Origin of the sequence: Mycobacterium sp. ACS4331 (genome assembly GCF_001667265.1) — a bacterium.
Taxonomy (GTDB): domain Bacteria; phylum Actinomycetota; class Actinomycetes; order Mycobacteriales; family Mycobacteriaceae; genus Mycobacterium.
Genome location: NZ_LZHW01000028.1, coordinates 67959 through 93878, shown reverse-complemented (window position 1 = coordinate 93878; position 25920 = coordinate 67959). Strand labels below are relative to the sequence as shown.

Sequence of the window (25920 nt, the reverse complement as noted above, 5' to 3'; positions counted from 1 at the left end):
CGCCCCGCCCCCCGCGTTTTACTGGCGGCCACCCGCGCCGGGCCCCCCGTCTCCCCTGGGGGGGGGGCGGCGGGGCGCCCCCCCCGCCCCCCACAGCCATCTTCGATCTAGGTGTTGCGTCCGCCGTTGACGCCGATGATCTGACCGGTGATGTAGCCGGCGTCCTCGGACACCAGGAACGCGCACGTCGCCGCGATGTCCTCGGGCTTGCCGATCCGTCGTACCGGCGTGGCCTCGATGGTCTTCTCGATGTCGCCGAGGTAGCCACGCGCCTCGGCGCCCCGCAGCATCGGGGTGTCGATGAAGCCCGGTGGCACGGCGTTGACCGTGACCCCGGCGGGGCCGAACTCCAGTGCCAGGCTTTTCGTCAGACCGTTGACGCCCGACTTCGCCGACACGTAGTGCGACATGTAGGGCGTCCCGGAGTGGGTGCTCGATGACGAGATGTTCACGATGCGGCCCCAGCCCGCGTCGATCATGTCGGGCAGCACGGCTTGGATCATGTGGAATACGCCGTGCAGGTTGACGTTGACGATGCGCTGCCAGTCCTCGAATGAGATCTTCAGGAACGGCTTGAAACCGTCGACTCCAGCGGCGTTGACCAGGATGGAGACGGGCCCGAGGTCCTCGTGGATGCTCTTGAGCGCGACATCGATCTGCGCGCGGTCGGTGACGTCGGCGGCATACGAGTTCGGGGTGTCCGACGGTGTCAGGTCCAGGACGGCCACCCGGTACCCCTCCCGGCTCAGCCGGTCGGCGATGGCTTTGCCGATCCCAGACCCGCCGCCGGTCACCAGGGCGACTTTCTCCCCGTTGCTCTTTGACATGTGGTTCCTTCCTCGTGGCTGGTGGTGGGTGTGGATGTTCTGGCCACTTCAGGGCCGAGCGCGCGGAACGCGGAGGCCGAGGGCGCGCCGGCCGGTTTCGACCAGGGTCGCGAGCAGTTCGTCGCGGTCGATACCGGCGAATGCGGGGCCGGACGCACTCGCGATGCCGCTGAGCACGACGGAGGCCTTGACGTGCCCCGCCGGGCCGGGGTTGACGTCGGTCAGCAGTGCCATCTGGCGCTCGATCAGTGCTTCCCATTCGCGACTTGCGCGCAGCATGCGTGCGACGGCGGGGTCGGACGCCAGCACCGACACCACGCGATTCTCGACCGCGAGCTGCGCGAATCCGGTCAGCATGTGGTCGGCCCGAGCATGTGCGCCCCGCAGGCCCTCGGCCTCGCTGATCACGTCTTTGAGTCGCTCGAGGAAGGGTTCGACGACCGCGTCGAGCAGCTGCTCGCGGGTCCGGAAGTGGTGGTAGATCGCAGCTTTGGTGAAGCCAAGCTCATCGGCGATCATCTGCAGCGACGTGCCGGCAAAGCTGTGCTGGATGAACAGTTCGACCGCAACGTCGATCAGCCGCTGACGGGTGTCCCGGCGAGAGTGATCGGCAGCAACTGCGGTGGTGGTCATCGTCCGCCTCCTGGCCGATCCAAATCGTTGCTCAATCCAGCTTTACGATCGTATAGTAACGTACTAGTCGATCGTAAAGGTCGAATGGAGCCCGGACGAACCTGGAAGCGAACCGATGACCGAACTCGAAAAGCTCGACTTCTTCACCGACCAGAGCCTGGTGGCCGACCCCTACCCCTACATGGAGGCGATGCGCTCAGGCTGTCCGGTCCGTCGGGAACCGCATCAGAACGTCCTCGTGGTGACCGGTTACGACGAGGCCGTCGCGGTGTTCGGCGACTCCGACACCTTCTCGTCGTGCACCGCCGTCACCGGACCGTTTCCCGGGTTCCCGGTGCCCATCGAAGGGCAGGCCGACGACGTCTCGGAGCTGATCGAGCAGTACCGCGAGCAGTTGCCGTTCAGCGACCAGGTCACGGTCATGGACCCGCCCAAGCACACCGCGCACCGCGCGCTGCTGATGGGGCTGATCACGCCCAAGCGCCTGAAGGAGAACGAGGAGTTCATGTGGCGGCACGCCGACACGGTCCTCGATCCCTACATCTCGGCAGGCGGCGGTGACTTCATCAAGGGGTTCGCGGCCCCCTTCACATTGGCGATCATCGCCGACCTGCTCGGTGTGCCCGAACAGGACCGCGCCGAGTTCGCCAAGCACATGGACCACAGCCAGGGCGGCGTCGGCGGCACCGACAACGCGACCATGTCGCACAGCCCGCTCGAGTACCTCTACGAGAAGTTCTCCGCGTACATCGGTGACCGGCGGCAGAACCCCCGCGACGACGCGCTGACGGAGATGGCCGCGGCGAAGTTCCCCGACGGCAGCACTCCAGAGGTGATGGACGTCGTGCGGATCGCGGCCAACCTCTACACCGCGGGCCAGGAGACCACGGTCCGACTTCTGAGCACCGCGCTCAAGATCATCGCCGAGGATCCCGAACTGCAGCAGCAGCTGCGGGCCGAGCGTGACCGAATCCCGAACTTCATCGAGGAGTGCCTGCGCTTCGAGAGTCCGGTCAAGGGCGACTTCCGGCTGGCCAAGCGCAACACCAATATCGGCGGCGTCGAGGTGCCGGCCGGCGCGACCGTGATGGTGATGAACGGCGCGGCCAATCGCGATCCGCGACAGTTCGACAACCCCGATGTGCTCGACATCGCGCGGTCGAACGCGCGGCGGCACATCGCCTTCGGCCGTGGGGTGCACAGCTGCCCGGGCGCACCGCTGGCGCGCGCCGAGACACGCGTGAGCATCGAACGAATCCTGGACCGCACCAGCGACATCCGGATCTCCGAGGAGCATCACGGCCCAGCGGGAGCTCGGGAGTACAGCTACGTCCCGACGTTCATCCTGCGTGGGCTGACCCACCTGTACCTCGACGTCACCCCGTCGAGTCGGCCGGAGGAGTGACGCGGCGATGAAAGTCTGGGTCAACGACGGACTGTGCCGCGGACACGGTGTGTGTGTCGCGCTCTGCCCCGAGGTCTTCGACCTCACCGACGGCGGTTATGCCGAGGCGATCGACGACGACGTCGCCCCGGAGTTCCACGCCGCGGTGCAGGAGGCCATCGCGGCGTGCCCCGAGCACGCCATCGAGCAACGCTGAGATTTCGGCGCGTTTCCCGGCGCTGGGCGCCGGAAAGCGCGCCGAAATCGCTCAGGCCTGGACGACGACCGGATCGCCGATGCCGACGTTGTTGTAGTACCAGGCCGCATTGTCGGGGCTGAGGTTGATGCAGCCGTGGCTGACGTTGGCGTAGCCCTGCGAGCCCACCGACCATGGCGCGGAGTGCACGTAGACGCCGCCCCAGGTGATCCGGACCGCGTAGTTGACGGTCAGCTTGTAGCCCTCGGGGTCGTCGAGGGGGATGCCGATCGTGCGGGAGTCCATCACGACCGGGTTCTCCTTGCCGAGCACCGTGAACTGGCCGAGCGGCGTCGGGAACTTGGGCTTGCCCATCGACGCCGGCATCTGCCGGGCGACCTCACCGTCGATGCTCACCGTGAACGTGTGGGCCGAGACGTCAGCGACGCCCACGACGGCCGCCCCGGTCTCGAAGCTGCGCGGCAGACCGCCGACCATCAGCTTGATCTGCGAGTGCGCCGGCCACAGCTGATCGGGCATGAAGTGCACGCTCGTCGGGCTGACCCACTCGTAGCTGCCGGTCATCACGGTGGGGGAGACGACGCGGATCGACCGCTCGGCCGCCGCCCGGTCGGTCACGGGGGTGCCGTAGTTCACGATGACCGGATGGCCGACCCCGACCGTCTGCGCGCCTGTCGGCTGCACGCTCACCACGTTGAGGTCCGGTTTCGGCGTGGGTACGGCGGCGGTGCCCACCGCCGTCGCCCCGCCCAGGGTGAGTGTCGCCACGCCCAGCAAAGCAAGGGTGACGCGGAGAGCATGGCGCACGGTGGTGATCCCTTCGGTTGGCCGACGTCTACCGATCGTAGTGAACGGGCGGTGTCACTGAATGAACTCGCTGATCATCCGCATTTCGTTACAGATCGTGGTCACCGCCGTGGTCGGTGCGGTGGCCCGGCGGGGTCGTCATCCCCACCGCCACGCCGCAGCGTCAGGCAAGAACTGTCGAGGACCGACGGCGGGGCTGGTCACCCACAGAACACGGCGCGGACGCGCGTGGGGTCACCGACCGGGACACACGGGCGGTAGTCGCCTCACAACCAATCCCGACGTTTGAACATGACGTAGAGCAGCACACTGAGGACGGCGATGGACGCGGTGCTGACCACGAAGCCGGAGACCATCTCGAACCCGGGGTACGGCACGTTCTGTCCGTAGAACCCCGTGATGGCGGTGGGCACGGCGATGATCGCGGCCCATCCGGTGAGCTTCTTCATCACGGTGTTGAGCCGGGCATCCTGCAGTGAAAGGTTGGTCTCGAACACCGTGGTCACCATGTCGCGCAGGGATTCGGTCCATTCCGAGGCCCGCAGGACGTGGTCGTACAGGTCGATGTAGAGCGGGTCCAGCGCGGGGGAGTGGTGTGCCTCGGCCCGGTGACGCTGGACAGCGTTGATCACCTCCCGCATCGGCAGCACGACACGACGCAGGTTGACCAGGTCCTTGCGCAGTTGGAATGTCCTGCGCTGGATCGTCGGCATCCGCGACGGTGGGTCGAAGAGCAGGTCTTCGAGATCCTCGATGCAGTCGTCGAGCACCTGGACGGCCTCGAAGTGCCCATCGACCACCACATCGAGCAGGCCGTGCACCAGCGCCCCCACTCCGTACTGCTGCCCGCCCAGTTCGTCCCAGCGACGCACCACCTCATCGATGTCGAAATGTGGTGGCAGTCGCACCGTCACCAGGCCGCGGGGCAGTACGAATGCCGAGATCCGGTGCTTGGTCAGCAGCGGATGGGGCGGCGAGTGCGGATCGGGCCGTTCGATGTCGACGGCGTACACCGTGAAGAAGGTGTGGGTGGCGTACACGCTGGCTTTGACCCGCTCCGAGGGCGCCACGGCGTCCTCGACCGCCCAGATGTTGAGTCCCAGTTCGGTGGCCAGTGCCTGCAGTGCCTCATGGTCGGGGTCGAATATGTCGACCCACACCAGGGCGTCGTCCTGCTGCAGGTGGTCCGACACGGCGTCGAAGTCGAAGTCGTCCTGCAGCACGCCATTTCGCCAGACTCGGCCTCTGATGCTGTCCCTGGGCGACACCCGTCCATCACAGCACCACGGCCGAGGTGGTGTGTGCCGACACACCGACAGCGTCAGGCGTGGCAGCCGCAGTCGCCGTCGTCGCCGACGGGCAGTTCGGCCAGGACGTCCACGCGGGTCGCGTCGAAGCTCAGGAAACCCTTGATCGGCAGTGACTCAGGGAGGGGCTCGTCGTAGCTCCATGCCACGTCCTCGATCACCGTTCCGTCGTCGAGATGTACGGCCCAGTACGTCGCGGTTCCCTTGTAGTTGCAGTAGCTCGTGGTCGAGGTCTGACGCAGCAGTTCGGTGCGCACCAGCGCCGGGCGGACGTAGAGCCGCGGCGCCAGGGCCGTCTCGAACAGGATCGTGGTGTCCGTGGTGTCGACCAGCACGGTTCCGTTCGCGGACACCCTCAGGCCGCGGTCGGTCGGCCGGCAGTCGACCCGGTGATACGGGTTCGGCGGATAGTGCACCAGCCGCCGGCCCTCCTCGAACCAGGCGTCCACCGCGTCCCATGGCACGTGTACGTAACCGGGAGCGTGCGGTTCGAGTTCGGTTGGCAGATCGGCGGTCTCGCCGGCGGGGAACACATAGCTCAAGGGCCGGCCGTTGCGGTGCACCATCAGCGCTCGCTCGGTGTCGATCACCGTTACGCCGCCGCGGACGGCGCGCACCCGCCGCGGATGCGGCTCGACGTAGACAAGGTCGTCGGGGACCGGGGCCGAGAACCATCCGGCCCGGTCGGATCCGAAGGGGCCGCGGCCCGCGACCAGGCTCACGGCTGCCCCGGTGCTGTGGATGACTGGGTCACAGTGGTCACTGTAACCCCGGCTCAGGGAGCCGCACGTATTTACAAATATCGGAGCCAGTGTCACGCTCAACGGAGGAGTTGGGAACGGAGGATTCGGTGGACTTCTCGCGCGTGGCACTGTCGGACGACGATCAGGCATTCCTGGATGACCTGCGTGCCCTCCTCAGCGAGATCGTGACCGAGGACGTCATCCGGCGCGATCGTGAGACCGGAGAGAACTTCGATGAGGGTGTGCACCTCGCCCTTGCCGAGAAGGGCTGGCTGGCGGCGGACTTCGCCGACGAGGCCGACGGCGGGTTCACCCGACTGCGCCGTCGGATCTGGGATCTGGAGATCGGCCGCGCGCACACGCCGTGGTTCCACTGGGGCACCACCGCGATGGTGGCCCACATCGTGGCGAAATTCGCCCCGCAGGATCTGCTCGACGAGGTCATGCCCGGCGTGCTCGCCGGGCGTATCCGACTGTGCCTGGGCTACACCGAACCCGAGGGTGGATCGGATGTCGCAACCTGCAAGACCAGGGCCGTGCGCGACGGTGACGAGTGGATCATCAACGGGTCCAAGATGTTCACCTCGAACGCGCAGAACGCCCAGTACGTCTTCCTGCTCACCAACACCGACCCGGACGCCCCCAAGCATCAGAGCCTGACGATGTTCCTGGTGCCGATGGACACACCGGGCATCGAGATCCAGGGCCTGCGCACCGTCGACGGCGACCGCACCAACATCGTCTACTACAGCGATGTCCGGGTTTCCGATCGGTACCGCATCGGTGCGGCCAACGGCGGCTGGACCGTGATGCGGGTGGCGCTGGACGCCGAACACGGTGTGATGGAGCGTGATTCGGACGGACTGCAGAAGATCGCGATGATGTCCGAACACGGGCTTCTGCTCGGTGAGGCTCTGGACAGCACCGCGGCGCAGGTGGGCACGCCCGGTGCGGACGGATCGCGACGCATCGACGACGCTGCCGTGCAGTCGCGGTTGGGCCGTGCCGTCGCGCGCACCGAGGCCGCGTTGAGCACACCGGAGATGTTCGGTCGGGTCGCGATCGCGCAGACCATGCGTGAGGTCGCACCCGAGCTCATGGACCTCCTCGGCACGGCCGCACTGCTGCCCGCCGACACCGAGGGAGCCGTGGACGACGGTGCGGCCGAGTACGTGTTCCGTCTCGCCGGGCCGACCGGAATCTACGGCGGCACGCTGGAGGTGTTCCGCAACATGATCGCCCAGCACGAACTGGGGTTGGGCAGACCGAACTACTCGGCGCCCAAACCTAGGACCTGAGTCCCACAGCGTGGCGCAGCTGGGCCAGGAACTGGTCGGCGTCATCGCTGCGGATGATGTAGTGCGACACCGCGACTCGCACCGCTGTGGCAGCCTTCTCGGCCCCGCCGTCGCCGGGCAACAGACGTTGCAGGCCCGACCGCATCAGCGGAATCACGCGGGAGAACCGCCGGATCGCGGCCTCGGGCTCGACGTCGATGATTCGAACTCCCGAGTACGACTGCTGATACGCGACAATGAATTTCAGGGCCGCGTCGAGGCGGGCGTTGCCGCGCAGCCCTGCGGTCGCGGCGATGATTCCCTCGTTGAACGCACGCTGCTCGAAGGCCGCGAACTCCTCCAGCAGATCGTCCTTGGAGGCGAACCAGCGATAGAGGGTCGGCCGGGACACCCCTGCGCGCGATGCGACCTCCGACAGGCTCAGTTTCGCCTGACCGTTGAGTGCCAGGACTTCAGCGGTGGCCAGCAGGATTCGCTGCCGCGACGAGGCGTCCCCGGGCGGTTCGTTCACGTGGCACCGCCTCACCCGCTGCCGGGTACCGGCGTTGGATCGCAGAATCAGCTACTTTACAAAGGTGTACCAGAATGTCACGGCTGGTGTCGCGGATCGTCGAAGGGGACCACAGTGACGGGTCAGGGTTGTGCGCGCGTCACTTTCGCGGCGGCTGCGGCCGCATCAGCACCGACTGCGCGATCGCGCCGATCGCACCCCGCTCGTCGTACAACGTGCCGAGGGTCGCGCCCACTCCGTCCGGGCCGTAGCTGGTTTCGGCTCGAATTCCCGTCCACTCCCCATCGGGCACGCGGTGGATGTGGACCGTCAGGTCGGTGTTGAGGAACGTCCACTTCCGAATGTCCAGCTTGTTGCCCAGGCCATTGGCGCAGTCGGCGACCGCGAACAGTCGCTGCAGTGGCGTCATGGACTCACCGTTGACCAGGTCGGCCAGCGGCTTGATCCAGGACATCCCGGGACCGTCGTTGAGCGGGCTGGTGAGCCAGCGCCAGTCGAGGCTGTGCACATAGTTGCGGTCCCAGTCCTTGCGCATGTCCCGGGACTTGGCCTGCGCCAACGGCGGGATCGGCTCGGCCGGCGCGTGCAGCAGCGACTGGGTGTCGAGCCTCTGCATCCGCCAGCCCGACGCCCGTGCCACCGTGCGGGGCTGCCCGTCGGGGCCGGCACCGAGCATCTCGGCGCTGATCAGTTCGATCTGCCTGCCGGAGCGCTCGAGCGTGGCGGACACCCAGATGTCTCCGTCGGCGGGGACACCGCCCAGCAGGTCCACGACCACGCGCGTCAGCCTGGTGTCCTCGCGCTGCGCGCAGCGTTCCAGGGCGCGGGCCAACAGCGCCGACACCGGGGCGCCGTGCTGGATGCTGGCCGACCACGTGCTGCGCACCAGGTCGGTGCAGGTGAACCGCTCCCACTGCCGGTCATCGTCACGGACGTCGACGCCGACGAGTTCGTAATAGCAGTCCGACATCACAGTCTCCCCGCTCCGGGCACGTCGACGGTCACAGCGTCGATGCGCGAGTTCTTCGTGCCGATCAGGCGTTCGGGATAGGCATCGGGGCTGGACAGCAGGAACAGGGTGCGACGCTCCTCCCCGCCGAAGGCGCACGCGATCGCGGCGCGCCCCTCGATGTCGATGCTCTCGGTGACCTCGCCGCCCTCGACGATCCGATCAAACCGGCCCCCCAATGTCATGGCCGCCCACACGGCGCCGTCGACGTCGAGTGCGATGCCGTCGGGTGCGGCGGTGAGACCGTCGGCGAAGACACGCCGGTCGTGCAGGTTGCCGGCGTGGTCGATTCGGTAGGCCGTCAACCGTCGGCCCAGCGATTCGGCGACGATCAGCGTTCCGCCGTCGGGCGTGATCACCATGCCGTTCGGGAAGTCGAGGTCGGCGGCCACGACGCGGGCGCTGCGGTCACGGTCCACCCGGATGATCACCCCGCCCGATCGGGCCTGCGATCCCACATAGGCGCGTCCGTGCGCGTCGATCACCAGATCGCCCAGGTTGGCCGGCGCCAGATGGGCGACGTCGGCGAATCCGGTCAACTCCTCGCCGTCGTAGTGCAGGAGCTGGCGTTTCTCGGTCGACACCACCAGCAGGCAGCCGTCTGGGCAGAACCCCAGGCCCGACGGCGCGTGGCCGGGTACGGGCACCGTCGTCATCGATCCGCAGAGGGTCACGGTGTGCACGGCCTCACCCAGCATGTCGGAGAACCACAGCAGGCCCTCGAACCACCGTGGACCCTCCCCGAAGCAGAATCCGTCGGCTATCGTCCTCACGAGATCGCGCCTTTACAAAACACGCGACAAGTGTCACGCTCGCAGGGTGCCACTGTCAACAGGCGTCCACGCATGACCATGAAGAAGTACTACGGCCACACGCTGCTGTATCTGCACGAGACCATCGCGCTGGGCTCGGGCGGTGCCGACGAGTTCACCGACGCGTTCACCGAGATCTACCAGCCGATGATGGAATCACTGGGCGCGCGGTTGTTCTCGCTCTGGGAGAGCACGCCCTACAACGGGCATTGGCCACAGGTCACCGTCATCTGGGAGATCGATGCGTTCGCCGACTATGCCCGGATCGGCCGGGCGCAGGCGCGCGGCGGCAGCCACGCCGACGCCGCGACGGCCTGGCAGAGGTATCTGTCCGGTGTCGGCGCCTCCGGCGAGGGCCGGATCATGTACGCGGGCAAGTACAACAAGACGCTGGCGCAACTGCAGGAGTCGAACTTCACGGCCGGTCTGGTGATCCAGGAGATCATGCAGACCAAACCGGGCCGACAGGACGACTACATCCGCGAGTTGGAACGGCTGTACGTGCCGTGGTCGGAATCGACCGGCAAGCGCTGGCTGGGGTCGTTCATCACGACATTCCGGTTCAACGAGGTCATCCACTACTGGGCGCTCGACGGTGACTGGGACTGCTTCGAGAACCACTATCCGTCGTGGAAGGACCAACCCCCCGCCGAGATCGTCACGTGGATGAGTGTCGCGCCGGCGTTGCGAGACGGCTGGGAGGACTCGATCCTGTCCGCGCTGCCACCCTCGCCCCTGAAGTAGGCCCGCGATGAATCAGCCCGTGCTGCAGGACTTCACCTACGATCCATTCGACCCGGACGTGATGGCGGATCCGCTGCCGTACTACCAGGTGCTGCGTGACCACCATCCGGTCTACTACATCCCCAAATGGGACACCTACGCGCTGTCGCGGTTCGAGGACATCTGGCAGGTGCTCGGGGTGACCGACGGCACCTTCGTCGCCTCCGAGGGCACGCTGCCGGCCGCCAACGTCCTGAGCGAGCACAATTCCGGTCCGGTGGCGGATCCGCCGCTGCACCCCATGCCGTTCCACGCGAACTTCGACTCGCCGATCTACGAGAACGTCCGTCGCTGCACCTCGGCCCAGTTCCGGCCACGTTCGGCTGCCAAACTGGCCGATCGGATCCGCACGCTGGCCAACGAGCGTCTCGACGAACTGCTTCCCCGCGGCAATTTCGACCTGACCCAGGACTACGGCGGCATCGTCGCGGCGTCGATGGTGTGCGAATTCGTCGGCCTGCCGGTCGATCTGGCGGCCGAGGTGCTTGCCACGGTGAACGCCGGCAGCCTCGCGCAACCCGGTGAAGGAGTCGAGGTCGGCAACGCTCGGCCCGGCTACCTGTCCTATCTGACGCCGATCATCGAACAACGCCGCGCCGAGGGCGCTGACGGCTCCTGCCCGATCGCGGACAGCCTGATCAACTTTCGGCTGCCCGACGGTTCGGCCTTCTCCGACACGGAGGCCGCCGTCCAGATGCTGGGCGTGTTCATCGGTGGCACCGAGACGGTGCCGAAGATCACGGCGTCAGGACTGTGGCAGTTGGAGCAGCGCCCAGACCAGCTGGCCGCGGTCCGCGCCGATCTGGAGACGAACGTGCCGGTGGCGGGCGAAGAGATCATCCGGTACGCCGCCCCCGCGCAGTGGTTCGCGCGAACTGTCCGCCGTCCGTATACAATCCACGGAGTCACGATCAACCCTGGCCAACGGGTCATCACGCTGCTGGGCTCGGCCGCGCGGGACGAACGGGAGTACGCCGACCCGGATCACTTCATCTGGAACCGGCCGATCGAGCGACTGCTGTCGTTCGGTCACGGCCAGCACTTCTGCCTCGGCGTGCACGTCGCCCGGCTCGAGATCACCATCATGATCCAGGAGTTCCTCAAGCGGGTGAGCGACTACCGCATCCTCGCCGAGTCGGCGTCGCGGCCACCGTCGAGCTTCCAGTGGGGCTGGAACACCATTCCGGTGGAGGTCTGACGGTGTGGGGCTATCGGCTGGTGGCGCCATACGAGTTCGAGCGCCTCGAACTGCCCGAACCGTCACCCGACTCGCTCGAACCCGATCAGGTGTTGTTGCGCTTCCTGGCCGCCGGAATCTGTGGCAGCGATCTTCCCGGCTTCCGCGGTGCGAAGGGCAGACTGCCCGGCGACACCGGCACCAGCGCCGCGGAGATGACCGGATTCCCGATCCACGAGATCGTCGGCGAGGTGCTGGCCAGTCGGCACCCGACCCACCGCACCGGCGACCGGGTGGTCGGCTGGGCCTCTGGTTTCGACGGGCTCAAAGGCGTTGTGGTGGCCGATGGCAACGGCTTGGCGGGGTACGACCCGGCGTTACCCCCGGCGTTGGCGGTCGGCCTGCAGCCGTTGGCGTGCGTGCTCTACGCCCTCGAACAGATTCCCGAGATAGCCGGGCGGCACGTGGCGATCATCGGACAGGGCTCGATCGGACTGCTCTTCGGCTATGCGGCCAAAGCCCTGGGTGCGAGTCACGTGACGGGCGTGGACCCGATCGAGCGATCCGCAGTCGGTCCACGGTTCGGGGTGGATTCGATCGTGCGCGCCACCAGCGACCGGTGGGTGAGCCACTTGGACCCGAAAGCGAAACCGGACATCGTGATCGAAGCCGTCGGTCATCAGGTGGCGACACTGCAGCACGCGGTCGAGGCCGTCGCGCCCGGTGGCACCGTCTTCTACTTCGGCGTGCCCGACGATGACAGCTACCCCATCTCGATGCGAACCATGCTGCGCAACAACCTCACCCTGAAGTCCGGTGTGACACTCGAGCGGGCGCGGGTCCTGCGGGCCGCAGATGAGTTCGCGCGCGAGCATCGCGACCTGCTGCCCAACTACGTCACACACACTTTCGGTGTCGACGACGTGCAGGCCGCGTTCGAGTTGGCGGCGCGTCCCGACCCCACTCGGGTCAAGATCGCCATCGCGGGATCGGAGGGCTGATTCGATGCCGAGCAGGATCGAACGCACGGTGGCAGAACGCTCAGTGGCGTGGGGTGGCTGGGTGGTCGGCCCGACGGTGCTGGGACCCGAGGAGTTCGCTCAGACCGGATACGACTATGTCGGATTCGACACGCAGCACGGTTATCTCAGTGATGCCGACGTCGCGTTGATGCTGCGCCGACTCGAACACGTGCCCATCGCCACGGTCGTGCGGCTGCCGTCGGCCGATCCGGCGCCCATCGGACGGGTGCTCGACGCCGGTGCCGACGCTGTGGTGATCGCCATGGTCGAGACGCCGGATCAGGCCGCTCAGGCCGTCGCCGCCACCAGGTATGCACCGGCGGGAGTGCGCAGCTTCGGGCCACTGCGGGCGAGCATGGGAACGGACGCCGCGGAACTGGAGGCACGCGCTGGCGTGTTCGCGATGATCGAAACCGCGGCAGCGCTTCCGGTCGTCGACGAGATCTGCGCCGTGCCGGGCCTCACCGGCGTCTACGTGGGTCCAGCAGATCTGGCGATCTCGATGGGCCATGCCCTCCCCGACATGTGGACGGCCCGTGAGGTCACCGACGCGATCCGATCCATCGCGGCCGCCGCGAATCGGGCCGGCGTGGTGGCCGGAATCCACGCGGGTACCGGGACGATCGGAAACATGGTGAATTCCTGGGGCTTCCAGATGATCACCCTGGCTTCCGAATCGCAGGCGCTGCGCCGGGGTGCCGCGGAGCACTTGAGCGAGGCGACGGGGACCACTGGCGACAACACCGCGGGCACGAAGGGATACAGCTGAGGTGCCCGCGGCGACCGACCACCGAGTTGGATCAGACCCGGCCGAGATCACGCTGCTGCGTTCGTCGGTCCGCGAGTCGCTCGCCACGCTGTTTCCGGGGTGTCCCGACGACGGCTGGGCACAGTCCTGGCCGCAAAGCTGGGATGCCCTCCGCGATCAGGGGCTGTGGTCGGCCATCGAACCTCCGGACGGATCGCTTGCGATGGCCGTCGTGGTCGCCGCGGAACTCGGCCGCGCGCTGTACCCCGGGCCGGGCTGTGATGCGCTCGCCGCGACCTGCCTCACCACCGAACATGATTCGGCCATCCTGGTGGTTGCACACGATCCGGCCGTGCGGGTCCCGGAGCACACCACACTGCTGATCGCCGACGAGTCCGGGCTCACGTCAGTTCGTGCCGGGGACGCCCACGTCGAGGAGCTCTCGGCATTGGACGTGACGCGGGATTGGGTGCGGTACTCGATCGCCGGGGATCAGGTGGCGGATGTTGAGCGGACAGACCGTGCGCTCGCCGTTCGTGCGCTGCTGTACTGCGCCGACACACTGGGATCGGTGCAGCAGGTGCTGGACAGGACCGTCGAATACGCCAAGCAGCGCACCACATTCGGGGCGCCGATAGGTAAGTATCAGGCCGTTGCGCACCGTCTGGTCGACCATGAGGTCATGGTTCGGCAGCTTCGACTCACGTTGGCCGCGGCGGTCGCCGCACTCGACAGTGAGTCCGCGGACTGGCGTGTGCCGGTCACCGTCGCTCAGACACTCTTCTGGGGACGGGGCGCCGAAATCATCAGCGACTGCATCCAACTGTGCGGCGGCATCGGCTTCACCTGGGAGTGGGGCCATCACTTCCACCTGCGCCGCGTGGTGGCCAATGACGCCATCGCGTGCGGACCCGGACGTCCGCACCACCGCCTGGCCGAGGAGATGGGCTGGTGAACGCCACCACGGTCGGCGCCGAGTACCGCGAGCAGGTGCGGGCGTTCATCGCCGCCAACGCCCCCGCCGGGCAGTGGTACGACGGCGTCCGTGTCCCGCGAGACGCCGACACTGAACGCGCGGTGCGGAACTGGTATGCGGCTCTCTTCGACGCCGGCTACATGGGCGGCTCCTGGCCCGTCGAGTACGGGGGCAGCACCGACCACCGCCCCGAACACGACGCGGTGGTCATGGAGGAGATCGTCCGGGCGCGCGCGCCCCGACCGATCGACCAGGTCATGCTTGCGGCCCACCTGATCGTCACCTTCGGCACCGCCTCGCAGAAGCGTCAGTATCTTCCGAGAATCCGCTCTGGGCAGGACATCTGGTGTCAGCTGCTCAGTGAGCCCGGGGTGGGCAGTGATCTCGCCCGGCTGACCACGAGGGCGATCCAGCAGGAGGACGGGACGTTCCGCGTCGACGGCCAGAAGGTGTGGACCACCGATGGGCAGTGGTCCCAGATGGGCGTCCTCCTGGCGCGGACGGATTCGCACGCGGCGAAACCCCAGGCGGGCCTGACGATGTTCGTCGTCGACATGGCCACACCCGGCATCGATGTGCGCCCCATCCGCGAGATGATGGGCTCCGAGGAGTTCTGTGAGGTCTACTTCGACGGCGCGATACTGCCCTCGGACAGCGTGCTCGGCGAGGTCAACGGAGGTTGGTCCGTCGCCAATTCGGGCCTGGCCTCTGAGCGGGCCTACGTGGGCGCCAACGCCGTCATGCTCGAACTGCTCTTCGACGACCTCGTGGAACTCGCCAGGTGCGTCGAACTTCCGGACGGCCCCGCCATCGCCGACCCCGTCGTCCGCACCGAGCTGGCCGACTTCAAGGCGCGGGTCACGGCGGTGCAACACATCGCGCGGGACGCCGTTGCCAAGGTCAGTGCGGGCACAGACACCCCGACCGACGGCATGATCGCCAAACTTCTCTACACCGAACTCAATGTTGCGCTCTGCCGCCACGCCATGACGTTGGCCACGACGGGGCGCCTGACCGAGGCGGGACACGACGTCCACCACCGCTGGCAGCAGGCTTTCCTGTGGTCTCGGGCGCTGACGATCTCGGGTGGGTCCTCCGAGATCGTGCACAACGTGCTGGCCACGCAGCTCCTCGGACTCCCCAGGTCCTGGTGAAAGGAACGAGATGACCTCTGACCGCGAGGCGATCGGTGACCTGATCGCCGAGTATGCGCTGGCCCTCGACACCGACGACATCGACGGATGCGTCGAACTGTTCACCGAGGACTCCGAATACCTCGTGTTCGGCAAGACCCTCCTCGGCCCGAACCGCGTGCGCAGGATGTTCACCCGCGCGCCGCGCGGCATGCATCTGACCGGCGTGTCCCGTGTCCATATCGACGGCGACACCGCCACCGCCACAACGCAGGTGCTCTTCGTCGACGCCGCCAGCCACACCATGCGTCCCGCCCTGTACGACGACGACCTGGTGAAGACGGACGGGCGCTGGCGTTTTCGCCGCCGTCGGTGCCGGTTCCTCACGGCGGACGGCCTCTCCGATTCACCCCAGGATCAGCAGTGACGGCAGCCGGGCCGGTCGCCCTGGTGACCGGCGCCGCCCGCGGACAGGGTGCGGCGATTGTCGCGCGCCTGGTGCGGGACGGGTTCAGGGTGGCCGCGTGCGACATCTCGGCCGAGGAACTCACCGCCAGTGTCTCCGGCGTCGAGGGCGTGATCGCCGTGGAGTTGGACGTCACCTCCGAGGACCAGTGGAAGGCTGCCGTCGAGCGGACCCTGACGTCGTTCGGTTCGTTGACGTCCTTGGTGAACAATGCCGGTGTGCTGCACCGAGCGGCGCTGCCGGACGAAACCGCGGAAGGTTTCGAACGTGCCTGGCGGGTGAACTGTCTGGGTCCGTTCCTCGGCATTCAGGCCTGCCTGCCCGCGCTGCGGGAGGCGTCTGGCGCGGCCATCGTCAACACGTGCAGTACGGGGGCTGTCCGTGCCTTCCCGCACCACGCTGCGTATGGGTCCTCGAAGTGGGCGCTGCGCGGGCTGACTCAGATCACGGCTGCCGAAGTGGCGGCCGACGGCATCCGGGTCAACGCCGTACTGCCGGGTCCGGTGCAGACACCCATGCTCGATGAGCACACGCAGGCCAGGCTCGCCGCGTCGGGACGGTTGGGCACGCCGAGCGAGATCGCCGACGCCGTGGCCTTCCTGCTGTCCGAACAGGCCTCCTTCATCACCGGTTCGGAACTCGTCGTCGACGGCGGCCAGACACTGCGGATTGGATGACATTGTGGCCAAGAGTCTTTCGGTGGGAATCATCGGCGCCGGGCCCGGCGGGCTGGCACTCGCGGTGTTCCTGAAGAAGGCGGGATTCGAGGACTTCACGATCTTCGACCGTGAGGACGGGGTCGGCGGCACCTGGCGGACCAACACCTATCCCGGTCTGGCCTGCGATGTGAAGTCGCATCTGTACTCGTTCTCCTTCGATCTGAACGCCGACTGGACCCGGTTGTGGGCCGGCCAGCCGGAAATCCTGCGGTACTTCGAGGACTGCGCCCGACGCCACCGCCTGGCCGCGCACCTGCGGCTGAACACCGACATCGTGTCTGCCTCGTGGGACGGGGCCACGAAGTCGTGGCAGCTCACCACCGCGACCGGAGAACAGCACACGTTCGATGTCGTGGTCTCGGCGGTCGGGGTGTTCAACCAACCGCTCACCCCTGAGTTCGTTGAGGAGGAACCGTTCGAGGGCACGATCATGCACACCGCGCAGTGGGACCATTCGGTGAGCCTGACCGGTGCCCGTGTCGCGGTGCTGGGTACCGGATCCACTGCATCGCAGGTGCTTCCGGAGATTGCCAAAGAAGCCGCGCACGTGTACTCCGTGCAGCGTTCGCCGACGTGGATTCTGCCCAAACCCGACCGGCCGTACACCGAACGCGAGCGATGGCTGTTCAGGAATGTGCCATTGGCCAAGCGGATCTACCGAACCAGGCTGTGGCTGCGCAGCGAGAAGAACATCTCGGTGATCGAGCACGGCAGCGACAAGACACAGGAGTTCAAGGCCGTTGCCCTGCGGCAGTTGGAGACCCACATTGCAGATGCCGCCCTGCGTGAGCGCCTGACACCCGATCACCCGCTGGGGTGCAAGCGGCTGGTGTTCGCCACGGACTACCTGCAGACGCTGGCGGGCGACAACGTCGAAGTGGTGTCCTCACCGGCGCGGGCGCTGCGGTCCAGGTCTTTGGTCACCGCGGACGGCACCGAACTCGACGTCGACGTGGTGGTCTGTGCGACGGGGTATGCGGTCGCGGACTATCTGGCTCAGATTGAGGTGCGCGGCGAGGGCGGGGTCTCGTTGCACGACACGTGGCGCGACGGCGCGTACGCATACATGGGTATGGCGGTGCCTGGGTTCCCGAACTTCTTCATGCTGTACGGCCCCAACACGAATGTGGGATCGAACAGCGTGATCTTCGTGCTCGAGGCGCAGGCCCGCTATATCGTGCAGGCTGTGCGGAGGATGCGACGCAGGGGACGGTCGTACGTGGCTGTGCGGCGCGACGCCACCACCGATTACATCGCCAAGATTGATCGCTGGATGGTGGGCACGGTCTGGACGACGCGGTGCAGCAACTACTTTCGCGCGGCCAATGGACGGGTGGTCACGCAGTGGCCGCGCAGCGCCCGAGTGTTTTGGGCCATGACACGGAGATTCCGGGCGCGCGACTACATCTTTGAACCGTCGGCCACCCCGGACGTGCGGCCGATCGTCGTGACGTCGCATTCGGCGGCTGTCTCTTGATCACGCGACTGGCGCCCCCGCTGCTTCCGTTCGCGGAGTTCCGCACCAACCTGGCGCCAGAAGTGCTCGACGCGGTGCGCGAGTCGTTGGACTCGCGACGGCATGAGATCGCGGCGGCACTTGAGTCTCCGGGGGTGACCGTCGTCGACGACGCGGTGCCCGTCGATGACGGGGGCGTGGTTCCCATTCGGATCTACCGTGGCGGACCTGATCCCGCGCCGGCGGTGGTGTACTGCCACAGCGGGGCATTTGTGTTGGGCAACCTCGACACCGACCACCTGCAGTGTGTGGAGTTTTCCCGACTCGCGGAGTGCACCGTGATCTCAGTCGATTACCGGCTGGCTCCAGAGAATCCGTTCCCAGCTGGCTTCGAGGATGCGGCAGCGGTGTTGGCCTGGTTGGTGGCGAATGCTCCGGCGCTGGGCGTTGATGCCGACCGCGTCGCGGTGGCCGGCAGCAGCGCTGGTGGAGCGCTAGCTGCCCGGTTGGCGCAGTGCTCTGCCGCCGGTTCCCTTCCGCCGGTGGTGTTCCAGTTGCTCCACCAGCCCGTGCTCGATGACCGGCCGAGTCCGTCCAAGGAGGAGTTCACCACCACGCCGGGGTTTGATGGGATTGCCGCACAACAGATGTGGAAGCACTATGTGCCTTCGGGGAGGGTGTCCGTCGCAGCCGCGCCCGCGCGGTCGGAGTCGCTTGATGGGCTTGTGCCAGCGCTGATCACCTGTTCGGAACTCGATCCATTGCGGGACGAGGCGGTCGACTACGCGCTGCGGTTGATGTGGGCCGGTGTCAGCGTGGAACTGCACGTCTTCCCGGGCACGTGCCACGGGTTCGATTCTCTGGTGCCGCAGTGGGAGGTCAGTCGCCAGTTGTTCGACATCCAGGGCGCTGCCCTGCGGCGGGTGTTGCACGGGGTGTGAACTGAGCGCGTAGTGCGGCGTTCGTTCGGCATCCGGTGGCCTGGGGCGTCGGGGGGCTGTGTCTCCGGGTCCGTTGTTTGAAATGCCCGACTATGAGCGAATTTCAGGGATTCATGTCACTTTCTGGTGTGCCGTAGGTGGGAGGGTGAGTCGCCCGTTGTTCGACATTCGGGGCGCTGCCCTGCGGCGGGCGTTGCACGGGGTGTGAACTGAGCGCGTAGTGCGGCGTTCGTTCGCCATCCGGTGGCCGGGGCGTCGGGGGGGCTGTGTCTCCGGGTCCGTTGTTTGAAATGCCCGACTACGAGCGAATTTCACGGAATCATGTCACTTTGGCCACGTCGACACCTGAAATCTCTTTCGCCCCTTGGATTTCTCCTGTCACGTCGCGACGATTTCTGTCGGTGGGTCGAACTACTGTTCGAGTATGACTTCGGCCCTGGTGACTCGCGAGGACGTGCTCGACGCCCTTGCCGACGTCGCCGCCGCGCAGGAGAAACTCGCCGCGCTGCCGGTCGACGGACTCACCGCCACCGAGGTCCTCCACGTCCTGGACGTCCGCCAGAAGTTGGCCTGGGCTGATGCGGCTGTCGACCACAAACTCATTGCGCGGTTGCAGGAGTGTGGGCCCGACGAACTGGGTGGCGACAAGGTCGCCAAAGTCCTGACGCATCGCCTGCGGATTCCGGCCGAGGAGGCTCGCCTACGCGTCGCCGACGCTGAAGTCCTGGGACCACGACGGGCGATGACCGGCGAGGTGTTGGAACCGGTGCTGCCGAACGTCGCCGCCGGTGTGGCTGAGGGCCGGGTCGGACCCGCGCACGTGGACAGGATCCGCGAGTTCTTTCGGGCCCTGCCCGACCATGTCGATCTGAGTGCCCGGGTGGAGGCGGAGCGGTTGGTCGCCGACCATGCCGCCACGATGGGGGTGCCCGACCTGCGGGCCGCGTTGGAGCGGATGCTGTTGTGGCTGGATCCCGACGGGTCGTTCAATGACGCCGACATCCAACGCCGCCGCGGTATCACCTTCGGCAAGCAGGGTCCGGACGGATTGACCGAACTTCGGGGACACCTCACCCCCGAAGCCCGGGCGGTGCTGGAACCGGTGATGGCCAAACTCGCCGCACCCGGGATGTGCAACCCCGACGACGACAATCCGTGCGTGTCGGGGCGGCCGTCGGAGGAGCAGATCCAGGCCGACCAGCGCACCACAGCCCAACGCCAGCACGACGCCCTGGTCGCCGGCGGCCGCATGCTGCTCGCGTCGAAGAAACTCGGGAAGCTCAACGGGCTGCCCGTCACGGTCATCGTCTCCACGACGTTGAAGGAACTGTCCTCGGGGGCGGGGTTGGGGATCACCGCTGGCGGGTCGTTGTTGCCGATGCGGGATCTGATCCGGATGGCCTCCCACGCGTTCCATTACCTGTCGGTGTTCGACGACGACGGGCAGGCGTTGTATCTGGGGCGGGCCAAGCGGATCGCGACCCCGGCCCAGCGGATCGTGCTGCATGCTCGCGACCGGGGCTGCACCGCACCCGGCTGCACCGCCTCGGCGTATCAGTCCCAGGTTCACCACGCCACCCTCGATTGGGGCGAGGGCGGGGAAACGAATATCGATGAGTTGGCTTTGGCGTGTGGGCCCGACAACCGCAAAGTCGGCCCCACCAAATGGCGGACCCGCATGCGTCGCGGGCGGTGTGAATGGATCCCACCACCCCACCTCGACAACGGTGGACCACGGGTCAACGACCACCACCACCCCGAAAACCTCCTCGCACCCCGCGAGGAGGACGATGCCAGCGGCCCCGACCCCGACCTCGGCTGACAGGTGGACAGCGCACGCGTCCCCCGACCCCTGGCAGCGGGAGCACAGCGCACGCGGCCCCCCGACCCCGGCTGGCGCGAGGGCAGTGCAGGCGGTGCTGATCCCGGCTGGCTTGAGTGCAGTGCAGGCGGTGCTGATCCCGGCTGGCGCGAGGGCAGTGGGCGGCGGGCCCGACCCCGACCCCGACCCCTGGCAGCGGGATGACAGTGCGCACGGCGCCGACCGCGATCCGTGAGGCACGGACGTTCCCGACCTCGATGCGACTAGCGCAACCGTGGCGCGAGGAGGGTGCGCAGGTGCCGGCGTGGGTCGGCGAGTTCCCGGCGGATGACCTTGCCGCTGGCAGTGCGGGGAAGCTCACCGTCCCAGAGAACGATCTGCTCGGGCAGCTTCCAGCGGGCCAGGCCGGTCGCGAGCAGTGCGTCGACCACAGCGGCATAACTCAGGTCCGATGAAGCAGGAGCATGTACCGCCAGCGCCACTCGCTCACCGGTGACGTCGTCGGGCACGGCGAATGCCGCGCACTCGCCGAGGACTGCTGCTGCGGCGTCGACCTCAGCGAGCGAGATCTTCAGACCCTTGCGGACGGCCACATCCTTAAGGCGACCGGTGATGCGCACACGGGCACCGTCGACCTCAGCCTGGTCGCCGGTGCGCACCCAACCGTCACAGAACGCATCGGCGTTGTCCGCGGGGTTGAGGTACCCGTGAAATTGATGGGGTCCACGGACCAGCAGCTCGTCGGCGCGGAGGGAAACCTCGACGTCGGGAAGCGGTGTGCCGTCATGGTCGGAGCAGTTGAATTCGGTGGCGGTCGAGAACGGCACCTCAGACGATCCGTAGACGCGCACATAGTCCACCCTCAACCGCCGGGCCGCCGCCAGGACACCGGGCCCGATCATCGACCCGCCCAAGGCAATACACCGCAGCGGCAACTCTGTGATCCCGAGACGGTCACACTCGGCGAAGATCGTCTCCGAGATGATCGGCGCCCCGCCTATCACGCTGACGCCATGTCGGAGCACGGCCTGCAGCGCATCCTCGGGCGAGAATCGATCCGCGAGCACGACGCTCGCCTGTGCCATGATCGCGGACTCGACCTGCAGCACCCCGGTGATGCTCGCGAGTGGGCTGGACAGCAGGAAGGTGTCGTTGGGGCGCAGGCTCAGGGCTTCGACCATGTTCTGGGTTCCGCAGCGCAGACTGTTCAGGGTGTGAAGCACGCCTCGCGGTGTGCTCGTGGTGCCTGACGTGAAGAGCACCAGGTTCGGGTCGTCGGGATCGAGCAGCGCACGGGCTCCCTCAGCGGGACGCGCTCCCGCAAAGGGATCGGCACCCTCAAAGAGGTTGCGCACGACGAGGAGTCGCTCGACCGACAGCACAGGCCCGTATGTCGCCAGGGACAACTTCTCGGCGTCTGCGTCGTAGGCAAGGATCACACGCGGCGGCAGTGCCGCGCACGCAGCGGCCACGTCGGCGGCGCCCGCCCTGCGGTCCACCAGCACCGCGACGCATCCGGCCAACCGACTGCCCAGCAGCGCGGCCACCGCACCGATGCGCAGTGGTGCCACGACGAGGACGGGATCCCCTGGGCCCGCGCCGGCGTCAATCAACGCTGCGCGGACACGGTCGGCCAAAGCGGCCAGTTCGCGGTGGGTGCAGGTACCAGTCTCGTCGATCAGGGCAGTGCGATCGCCCCCCGCGGCCAATTCCGCCAGGTGCCGTTCCACCGACTGCGGTGCACGCCAGCGACCCGAGGCGCGGAACCGCGCGGCGTCGGAAGGTGCGGGCGGGTGTGTAGCGCGCACGAAAGCCTCAGCCGGCCGACGGTACCGCCGCGAGTTCCCGGAGGATCGCGTCGTGATAGCGATCGATGTAAGCCGGATTCACCACGCGGAAAAGCCGATCCGGCAGGGGCGTGTCCCGGTAAGCCTCGATCGTCATGGTCCTGGTGAACAGTGTGTCCGGTCCGGGTTGGGTGAAGTGGTACTGCACCGTGATACGACCATCCACACCTCCGTTGCCGTCCCGGTCGTGGCCCAACCGTCCGACGGAGGTGAACATCCAGAGTTTCGGACGCGTCGCCATCGCCAAGTGCCAGGTGTAGATCTGGTCACCGTCCGCGCCGGCCTCCTCCCAGGTGTCGCCAACCTTGAGCGGGAGGTCGTCGAGGTTGCCGACATAGTTGCTGCCCGGATAGGTCTTGGTCCAGTTCGCCGGGTTGGTGACGAAGTCGTACACCACTTCGGGCGGGTACGGGAATGTGGTCGACGACGTGGTGGTGACTACGCCCACTGAAGAGTTCCTTCCTGGTTGGGGTCGAAGACGTTGAGGTCGCGGGCCCGGCGCAGCACGACATCGGCCTGCGGCGGGGGAATGAACTGCAGGACAAGGTGATCAGCGCCCGCCGCGCGGTGCTCCGCGATCCGATCACGCAGGGCGAGCGGTTCGTCGGGAACCGCGAGAGCGTCGAGGAGCCTGTCGGCGACCGAGTTCAGGTCGTCGTCGGAGAACCCGAAGCGGCGAAGGTTCTTCCGGTAGTTCGGCATCCCAAGGCACAGCCCGAAGTACTCACGGGCCCGTTCGCGCCACTCAGACTCGGCCGCACCGATGCAGACCAGTTGCGTTGGTGCGAGCCAGGGGCCTTCGCCCACGGCGGCGCGCGTGGCGGCGGTGTGCTCGACGGGGGAGAAATAGCTGTGCACGCCTCTCGTCAACTCCGCGCCGAGTTCGGTCATTCGCGGACCGAGGGCGCCGAGGAAGATCGGCGGCAACACGCGCCGTCTCGCCACCGCCGACATGTCGGCCAGGTAGGCCCGCATGGTCTCCAGCGGTGCACGGTAACTGTGGCCGCGAGATTCGGTGAGATGTCGGTGACTCACGCCCAGACCGAGCACGAACCGTCCGGGGAACGCCTCGTGCAGCGTGCTGGCCGCGGCGACCATGGCCTCGGGGTCGCGGGCATGGATGGTGGCGACGCCGAGGGCGACCGTCAGCCGTGAGGTGGCACCCAGGTAGAACGCCGCGCGGATGAACGGGTCGACCCCGCTGTACTCCTGCAACCAGATCGTGGTGACACCGGCGGCCTCGAGTTCGCGTGCGCCCGCCGCTGCGTCGGCGGCGGGGAGGCGATCGAGGAACCCAGCCCACAGTCCCAGGCCGCGCGGCAGCGATGAAGTCACCGAGAAAGCTTTACAGATCGACGATAAAATGTCACGTCATTGGCTGGCTGACCACGATGACCAGTGCCGCACCGTGACCGCAATGACCGGACCGTCGACTGAGACCGTGCGGTACTGGGGATATTTCGCCCGGAGCAGGACGCGGGCATGGTCGGCGACAGCATCGGCGCTGTGAATCACAGCGGTCCCGTCGGCACGCACCCACCAGAGCGTCGACCAGTCCTCCTCATAGTGGTCGACCAGCACACTCACGGCGGTGTTGCGCTCGATGTTCGCCAGTCGACGCAGGCGGTTGGTCGACTTCGGCTTGCCGTCGACCGCGGTGTAGACGACATCGCCGTCGATCGCGAACACCACGGGAACCATATGGGGCGAACCGTCTTCGGTCACGGTCGCCAGGCGCGCGATCCTGGCGCCGGAAAACCGGCGAAGGGCGTCGTCGGAGATCGCCTCGGGCACCAGACCAGGGTAGGTACCGTGGGCCGATGCGGATCAGCATCTTGGATTATCCGACCCGTGCCAAGGGGCAGACGATTGTCGACGCCTTCGTCGAGCAGGCCGCACAACTGCGCGCAGAGGGATTCAGTCGCATGTGGTGCTCGCAGATGCCGTACGAGCGGGACCTGCTGACGGTTCTTGCGGTGGCGTTTCGCGAGGTCGACGGGATCGAGATCGGCACCGGCGTGTTGCCGATCCAGAACCAGCACCCCATGCTGATGGCGCAGCGGGCCCTGACCCTCAACCTGATCGCGGGTGGGCGGTTCATCCTCGGCCTGGGCATGACGCACCGGGTGGTCACCGAGGACATGTGGGGTATTCCCTGGGACAAGCCGATTCGGCGGATCAGTGAGTACCTCGACGGTCTGCTGCCACTGCTGGCGGGGGACGGTGCGGACGCGGTGGGTGAGACGGTCACAACCCGCGGGTCGCTGGTCATCCCGGATGCCACACCACCCGACGTCTATCTGGCGGCGCTGGGACCGCAGATGCTCAAGGTCGCGGGACGTCGCCTGGCAGGCACGATGACCTGGATGACCGGACCGCGCACACTTGCCGAGCATGTCGGACCGACCCTGCGTGCGGCGGCCGCCGAAGCCGGTCGCGAATCCGACGTCAGCGTGGTCGCCTCGTTGCCGATCAGCGTGACCGATGACCCCGACAGGGCACGTGCGGTGGCCGCTGAACAGTTCGCGATGTACGGGCACCTGCCCTCGTACCGCGCGATGTTGGACCGCGAGGGGTATGCCGGTCCGGAGGACGCCGCGCTCATCGGCGCCGAGGAGGAGGTCGGTGCGCGTCTCGATGCGCTGCGGGACGCCGGAGTCGACGAGTTCGTCGCCGCCACGTTCGACCCGGATCCGGAAGGCAGGGCCAGGACGCGGGCACTGCTGCGGCGTTGGGGCGGCTGAGGAGTGCTGCCGCTAGCCTCGACAGGTGTTCAAGGGGATGACCGGTTCTGCGGTCGTGGTGGCCGTTGCACTGCTGGCGGGGTGCGAGCACGCCACGTCCGCGCACGATCCGGAGAGTGACCGCCAGGCCATCGAGCGCACGCTGCGGCAATGGCCACACGATTTCAATGACCGCAACCTGCCCGCGGTGTGCGGCATGTTCGCAGACAGCGTCGTCCTGGCCTTCCCTGACAGCGCCGATCGCGATCACCGGGCATTCTGTGAGCAGATGCGAGCAGTGCTCGGTGACACTGAACGGCATTACGTCTACGACGAGCCGGACATCAGGGAGATCCTTGTCGACGGTGATCTGGCGACCGTCCGATTGATCTGGACGCTCACGGTGGCCGATGCTTCGGGCAGGGTTCTGGAGACCACCCGCGAAGACGGTGTGGATGTGTTCCGACGCCAACCCGACGGCAGCTGGAAGATCCACATCTCACATGCGTTCCCGCTGTAGCGGTTCGCGGCGTGTCGCAGCGCGCCACCGAGCCCAAGT

Annotated in this window: 29 protein-coding genes; 17 read left to right on the top strand and 12 right to left on the bottom strand. The window is 67.1% G+C overall.

Annotation, left to right across the window (positions count from 1 at the left end):
- Positions 1-107 precede the first annotated feature (107 nt).
- Entirely contained in the window at positions 108-827 is a 720-nt protein-coding gene (locus A5727_RS07650; RefSeq protein ID WP_068247069.1) for an SDR family NAD(P)-dependent oxidoreductase, read from the bottom strand.
- Between the two features lie 48 nt (positions 828-875).
- Complete coding sequence (locus A5727_RS07645; protein ID WP_068247065.1) at positions 876-1460, bottom strand: TetR/AcrR family transcriptional regulator; 585 nt, start codon at positions 1458-1460, stop codon at positions 876-878.
- 115 nt (positions 1461-1575) lie between these two features.
- Between A5727_RS07645 and A5727_RS07640 the strand changes: the two genes are divergently transcribed.
- Together A5727_RS07640 and A5727_RS07635 are read left to right on the top strand one after the other, a co-directional pair.
- Entirely contained in the window at positions 1576-2865 is a 1290-nt protein-coding gene (locus tag A5727_RS07640) for a cytochrome P450 (protein WP_068247062.1), read from the top strand.
- 7 nt (positions 2866-2872) lie between these two features.
- Entirely contained in the window at positions 2873-3061 is a 189-nt protein-coding gene (locus tag A5727_RS07635; RefSeq protein WP_068247059.1) for a ferredoxin, read from the top strand.
- Between the two features lie 51 nt (positions 3062-3112).
- On the opposite strand, the gene A5727_RS07630 is transcribed toward A5727_RS07635, so the two are convergent.
- The 3 genes from A5727_RS07630 to A5727_RS07620 all read right to left on the bottom strand — a co-directional run bounded on the left by A5727_RS07630 (position 3113) and on the right by A5727_RS07620 (position 5897).
- Complete coding sequence (locus tag A5727_RS07630) at positions 3113-3868, bottom strand: L,D-transpeptidase (RefSeq protein ID WP_082949655.1); 756 nt, start codon at positions 3866-3868, stop codon at positions 3113-3115.
- Positions 3869-4134: 266 nt separating this feature from the next.
- Positions 4135-5136, bottom strand: coding sequence for a magnesium transporter CorA family protein (locus A5727_RS07625; protein ID WP_157521274.1), 1002 nt, complete (start codon positions 5134-5136; stop codon positions 4135-4137).
- Positions 5137-5189: 53 nt separating this feature from the next.
- Positions 5190-5897: a DUF427 domain-containing protein gene (locus A5727_RS07620; protein ID WP_068247056.1), complete on the bottom strand. Its 708-nt coding sequence runs from the start codon at positions 5895-5897 to the stop codon at positions 5190-5192.
- A 128-nt stretch (positions 5898-6025) separates the two neighbouring features.
- Between A5727_RS07620 and A5727_RS07615 the strand changes: the two genes are divergently transcribed.
- A complete protein-coding gene (locus A5727_RS07615; RefSeq protein WP_068247053.1) occupies positions 6026-7216 on the top strand; it encodes an acyl-CoA dehydrogenase family protein in 1191 nt (396 codons plus the stop codon).
- Here A5727_RS07615 and A5727_RS07610 read toward each other — a convergent pair.
- The 3 genes from A5727_RS07610 to A5727_RS07600 form a co-directional block, all read right to left on the bottom strand.
- On the bottom strand, positions 7206-7727 hold the full coding sequence (locus tag A5727_RS07610; protein ID WP_068247051.1) for a TetR/AcrR family transcriptional regulator: 522 nt from the start codon (positions 7725-7727) through the stop codon (positions 7206-7208). The two genes, A5727_RS07615 and A5727_RS07610, sit on opposite strands and share 11 nt — an antisense overlap.
- 139 nt (positions 7728-7866) lie before the next feature.
- Positions 7867-8697 carry a thioesterase family protein gene (locus tag A5727_RS07605; protein ID WP_068247049.1) on the bottom strand — a complete coding sequence of 277 codons (831 nt, stop codon included), beginning with the start codon at positions 8695-8697 and terminating at the stop codon, positions 7867-7869.
- Positions 8697-9509: an SMP-30/gluconolactonase/LRE family protein gene (locus tag A5727_RS07600; RefSeq protein WP_068247046.1), complete on the bottom strand. Its 813-nt coding sequence runs from the start codon at positions 9507-9509 to the stop codon at positions 8697-8699. Before A5727_RS07600 ends, A5727_RS07605 begins: the two co-directional genes overlap by 1 nt.
- Positions 9510-9587: 78 nt before the next feature.
- Here A5727_RS07600 and A5727_RS07595 point away from each other — a divergent pair, with 78 nt between their 5' ends.
- From A5727_RS07595 to A5727_RS28355, 12 genes are all read left to right on the top strand, one after another.
- On the top strand, positions 9588-10292 hold the full coding sequence (locus A5727_RS07595; protein ID WP_068247104.1) for an NIPSNAP family protein: 705 nt from the start codon (positions 9588-9590) through the stop codon (positions 10290-10292).
- 7 nt (positions 10293-10299) lie between these two features.
- Entirely contained in the window at positions 10300-11529 is a 1230-nt protein-coding gene (locus A5727_RS07590; protein WP_068247043.1) for a cytochrome P450, read from the top strand.
- Positions 11530-11531: 2 nt separating this feature from the next.
- The gene (locus A5727_RS07585; RefSeq protein ID WP_068247040.1) at positions 11532-12509 is read left to right on the top strand and encodes a zinc-binding dehydrogenase; all 978 of its coding nucleotides are present in this window, start codon (positions 11532-11534) and stop codon (positions 12507-12509) included.
- Between the two features lie 4 nt (positions 12510-12513).
- On the top strand, positions 12514-13299 hold the full coding sequence (locus A5727_RS07580; RefSeq protein ID WP_068247037.1) for an HpcH/HpaI aldolase family protein: 786 nt from the start codon (positions 12514-12516) through the stop codon (positions 13297-13299).
- Position 13300: 1 nt separating this feature from the next.
- On the top strand, positions 13301-14233 hold the full coding sequence (locus A5727_RS07575) for an acyl-CoA dehydrogenase family protein (RefSeq protein WP_068247034.1): 933 nt from the start codon (positions 13301-13303) through the stop codon (positions 14231-14233).
- Positions 14230-15408, top strand: a complete 1179-nt coding sequence (locus tag A5727_RS07570) for an acyl-CoA dehydrogenase family protein (protein WP_082949654.1) — start codon at positions 14230-14232, stop codon at positions 15406-15408. Before A5727_RS07575 ends, A5727_RS07570 begins: the two co-directional genes overlap by 4 nt.
- A 10-nt stretch (positions 15409-15418) precedes the next feature.
- Positions 15419-15814: a nuclear transport factor 2 family protein gene (locus tag A5727_RS07565; RefSeq protein ID WP_068247031.1), complete on the top strand. Its 396-nt coding sequence runs from the start codon at positions 15419-15421 to the stop codon at positions 15812-15814.
- Complete coding sequence (locus A5727_RS07560) at positions 15811-16530, top strand: SDR family NAD(P)-dependent oxidoreductase (RefSeq protein ID WP_068247028.1); 720 nt, start codon at positions 15811-15813, stop codon at positions 16528-16530. Before A5727_RS07565 ends, A5727_RS07560 begins: the two co-directional genes overlap by 4 nt.
- A 4-nt stretch (positions 16531-16534) precedes the next feature.
- Positions 16535-18049 carry a flavin-containing monooxygenase gene (locus A5727_RS07555; protein ID WP_068247025.1) on the top strand — a complete coding sequence of 505 codons (1515 nt, stop codon included), beginning with the start codon at positions 16535-16537 and terminating at the stop codon, positions 18047-18049.
- Positions 18046-18969 (top strand): alpha/beta hydrolase, encoded by a 924-nt coding sequence (locus tag A5727_RS07550; protein ID WP_068247022.1) that lies wholly within the window; start codon positions 18046-18048, stop codon positions 18967-18969. Before A5727_RS07555 ends, A5727_RS07550 begins: the two co-directional genes overlap by 4 nt.
- A 424-nt stretch (positions 18970-19393) precedes the next feature.
- Positions 19394-20791 carry an HNH endonuclease signature motif containing protein gene (locus tag A5727_RS07545; RefSeq protein ID WP_068247019.1) on the top strand — a complete coding sequence of 466 codons (1398 nt, stop codon included), beginning with the start codon at positions 19394-19396 and terminating at the stop codon, positions 20789-20791.
- A 112-nt stretch (positions 20792-20903) separates the two neighbouring features.
- On the top strand, positions 20904-21026 hold the full coding sequence (locus A5727_RS28355) for a hypothetical protein (protein WP_286150035.1): 123 nt from the start codon (positions 20904-20906) through the stop codon (positions 21024-21026).
- A gap of 28 nt (positions 21027-21054) precedes the next feature.
- On the opposite strand, the gene A5727_RS07535 is transcribed toward A5727_RS28355, so the two are convergent.
- Genes A5727_RS07535 through A5727_RS07520 form a run of 4 tightly spaced genes read right to left on the bottom strand, consistent with a single transcriptional unit; the run spans position 21055 to position 24432 of the window.
- Positions 21055-22599 (bottom strand): class I adenylate-forming enzyme family protein, encoded by a 1545-nt coding sequence (locus A5727_RS07535; RefSeq protein WP_082949653.1) that lies wholly within the window; start codon positions 22597-22599, stop codon positions 21055-21057.
- A 7-nt stretch (positions 22600-22606) separates the two neighbouring features.
- Complete coding sequence (locus A5727_RS07530) at positions 22607-23086, bottom strand: SRPBCC family protein (protein WP_068247010.1); 480 nt, start codon at positions 23084-23086, stop codon at positions 22607-22609.
- Positions 23077-23973 (bottom strand): TIGR03620 family F420-dependent LLM class oxidoreductase, encoded by an 897-nt coding sequence (locus A5727_RS07525; protein WP_068247007.1) that lies wholly within the window; start codon positions 23971-23973, stop codon positions 23077-23079. Before A5727_RS07525 ends, A5727_RS07530 begins: the two co-directional genes overlap by 10 nt.
- A 36-nt stretch (positions 23974-24009) precedes the next feature.
- A complete protein-coding gene (locus tag A5727_RS07520) occupies positions 24010-24432 on the bottom strand; it encodes a TIGR03668 family PPOX class F420-dependent oxidoreductase (RefSeq protein WP_231991984.1) in 423 nt (140 codons plus the stop codon).
- Positions 24433-24458: 26 nt separating this feature from the next.
- Here A5727_RS07520 and A5727_RS07515 point away from each other — a divergent pair, with 26 nt between their 5' ends.
- Both A5727_RS07515 and A5727_RS07510 read left to right on the top strand, forming a co-directional pair.
- Positions 24459-25382, top strand: coding sequence for a TIGR03564 family F420-dependent LLM class oxidoreductase (locus A5727_RS07515; protein WP_068247003.1), 924 nt, complete (start codon positions 24459-24461; stop codon positions 25380-25382).
- A gap of 25 nt (positions 25383-25407) precedes the next feature.
- The gene (locus A5727_RS07510; protein ID WP_231991983.1) at positions 25408-25881 is read left to right on the top strand and encodes a YybH family protein; all 474 of its coding nucleotides are present in this window, start codon (positions 25408-25410) and stop codon (positions 25879-25881) included.
- Positions 25882-25920 lie beyond the last annotated feature (39 nt).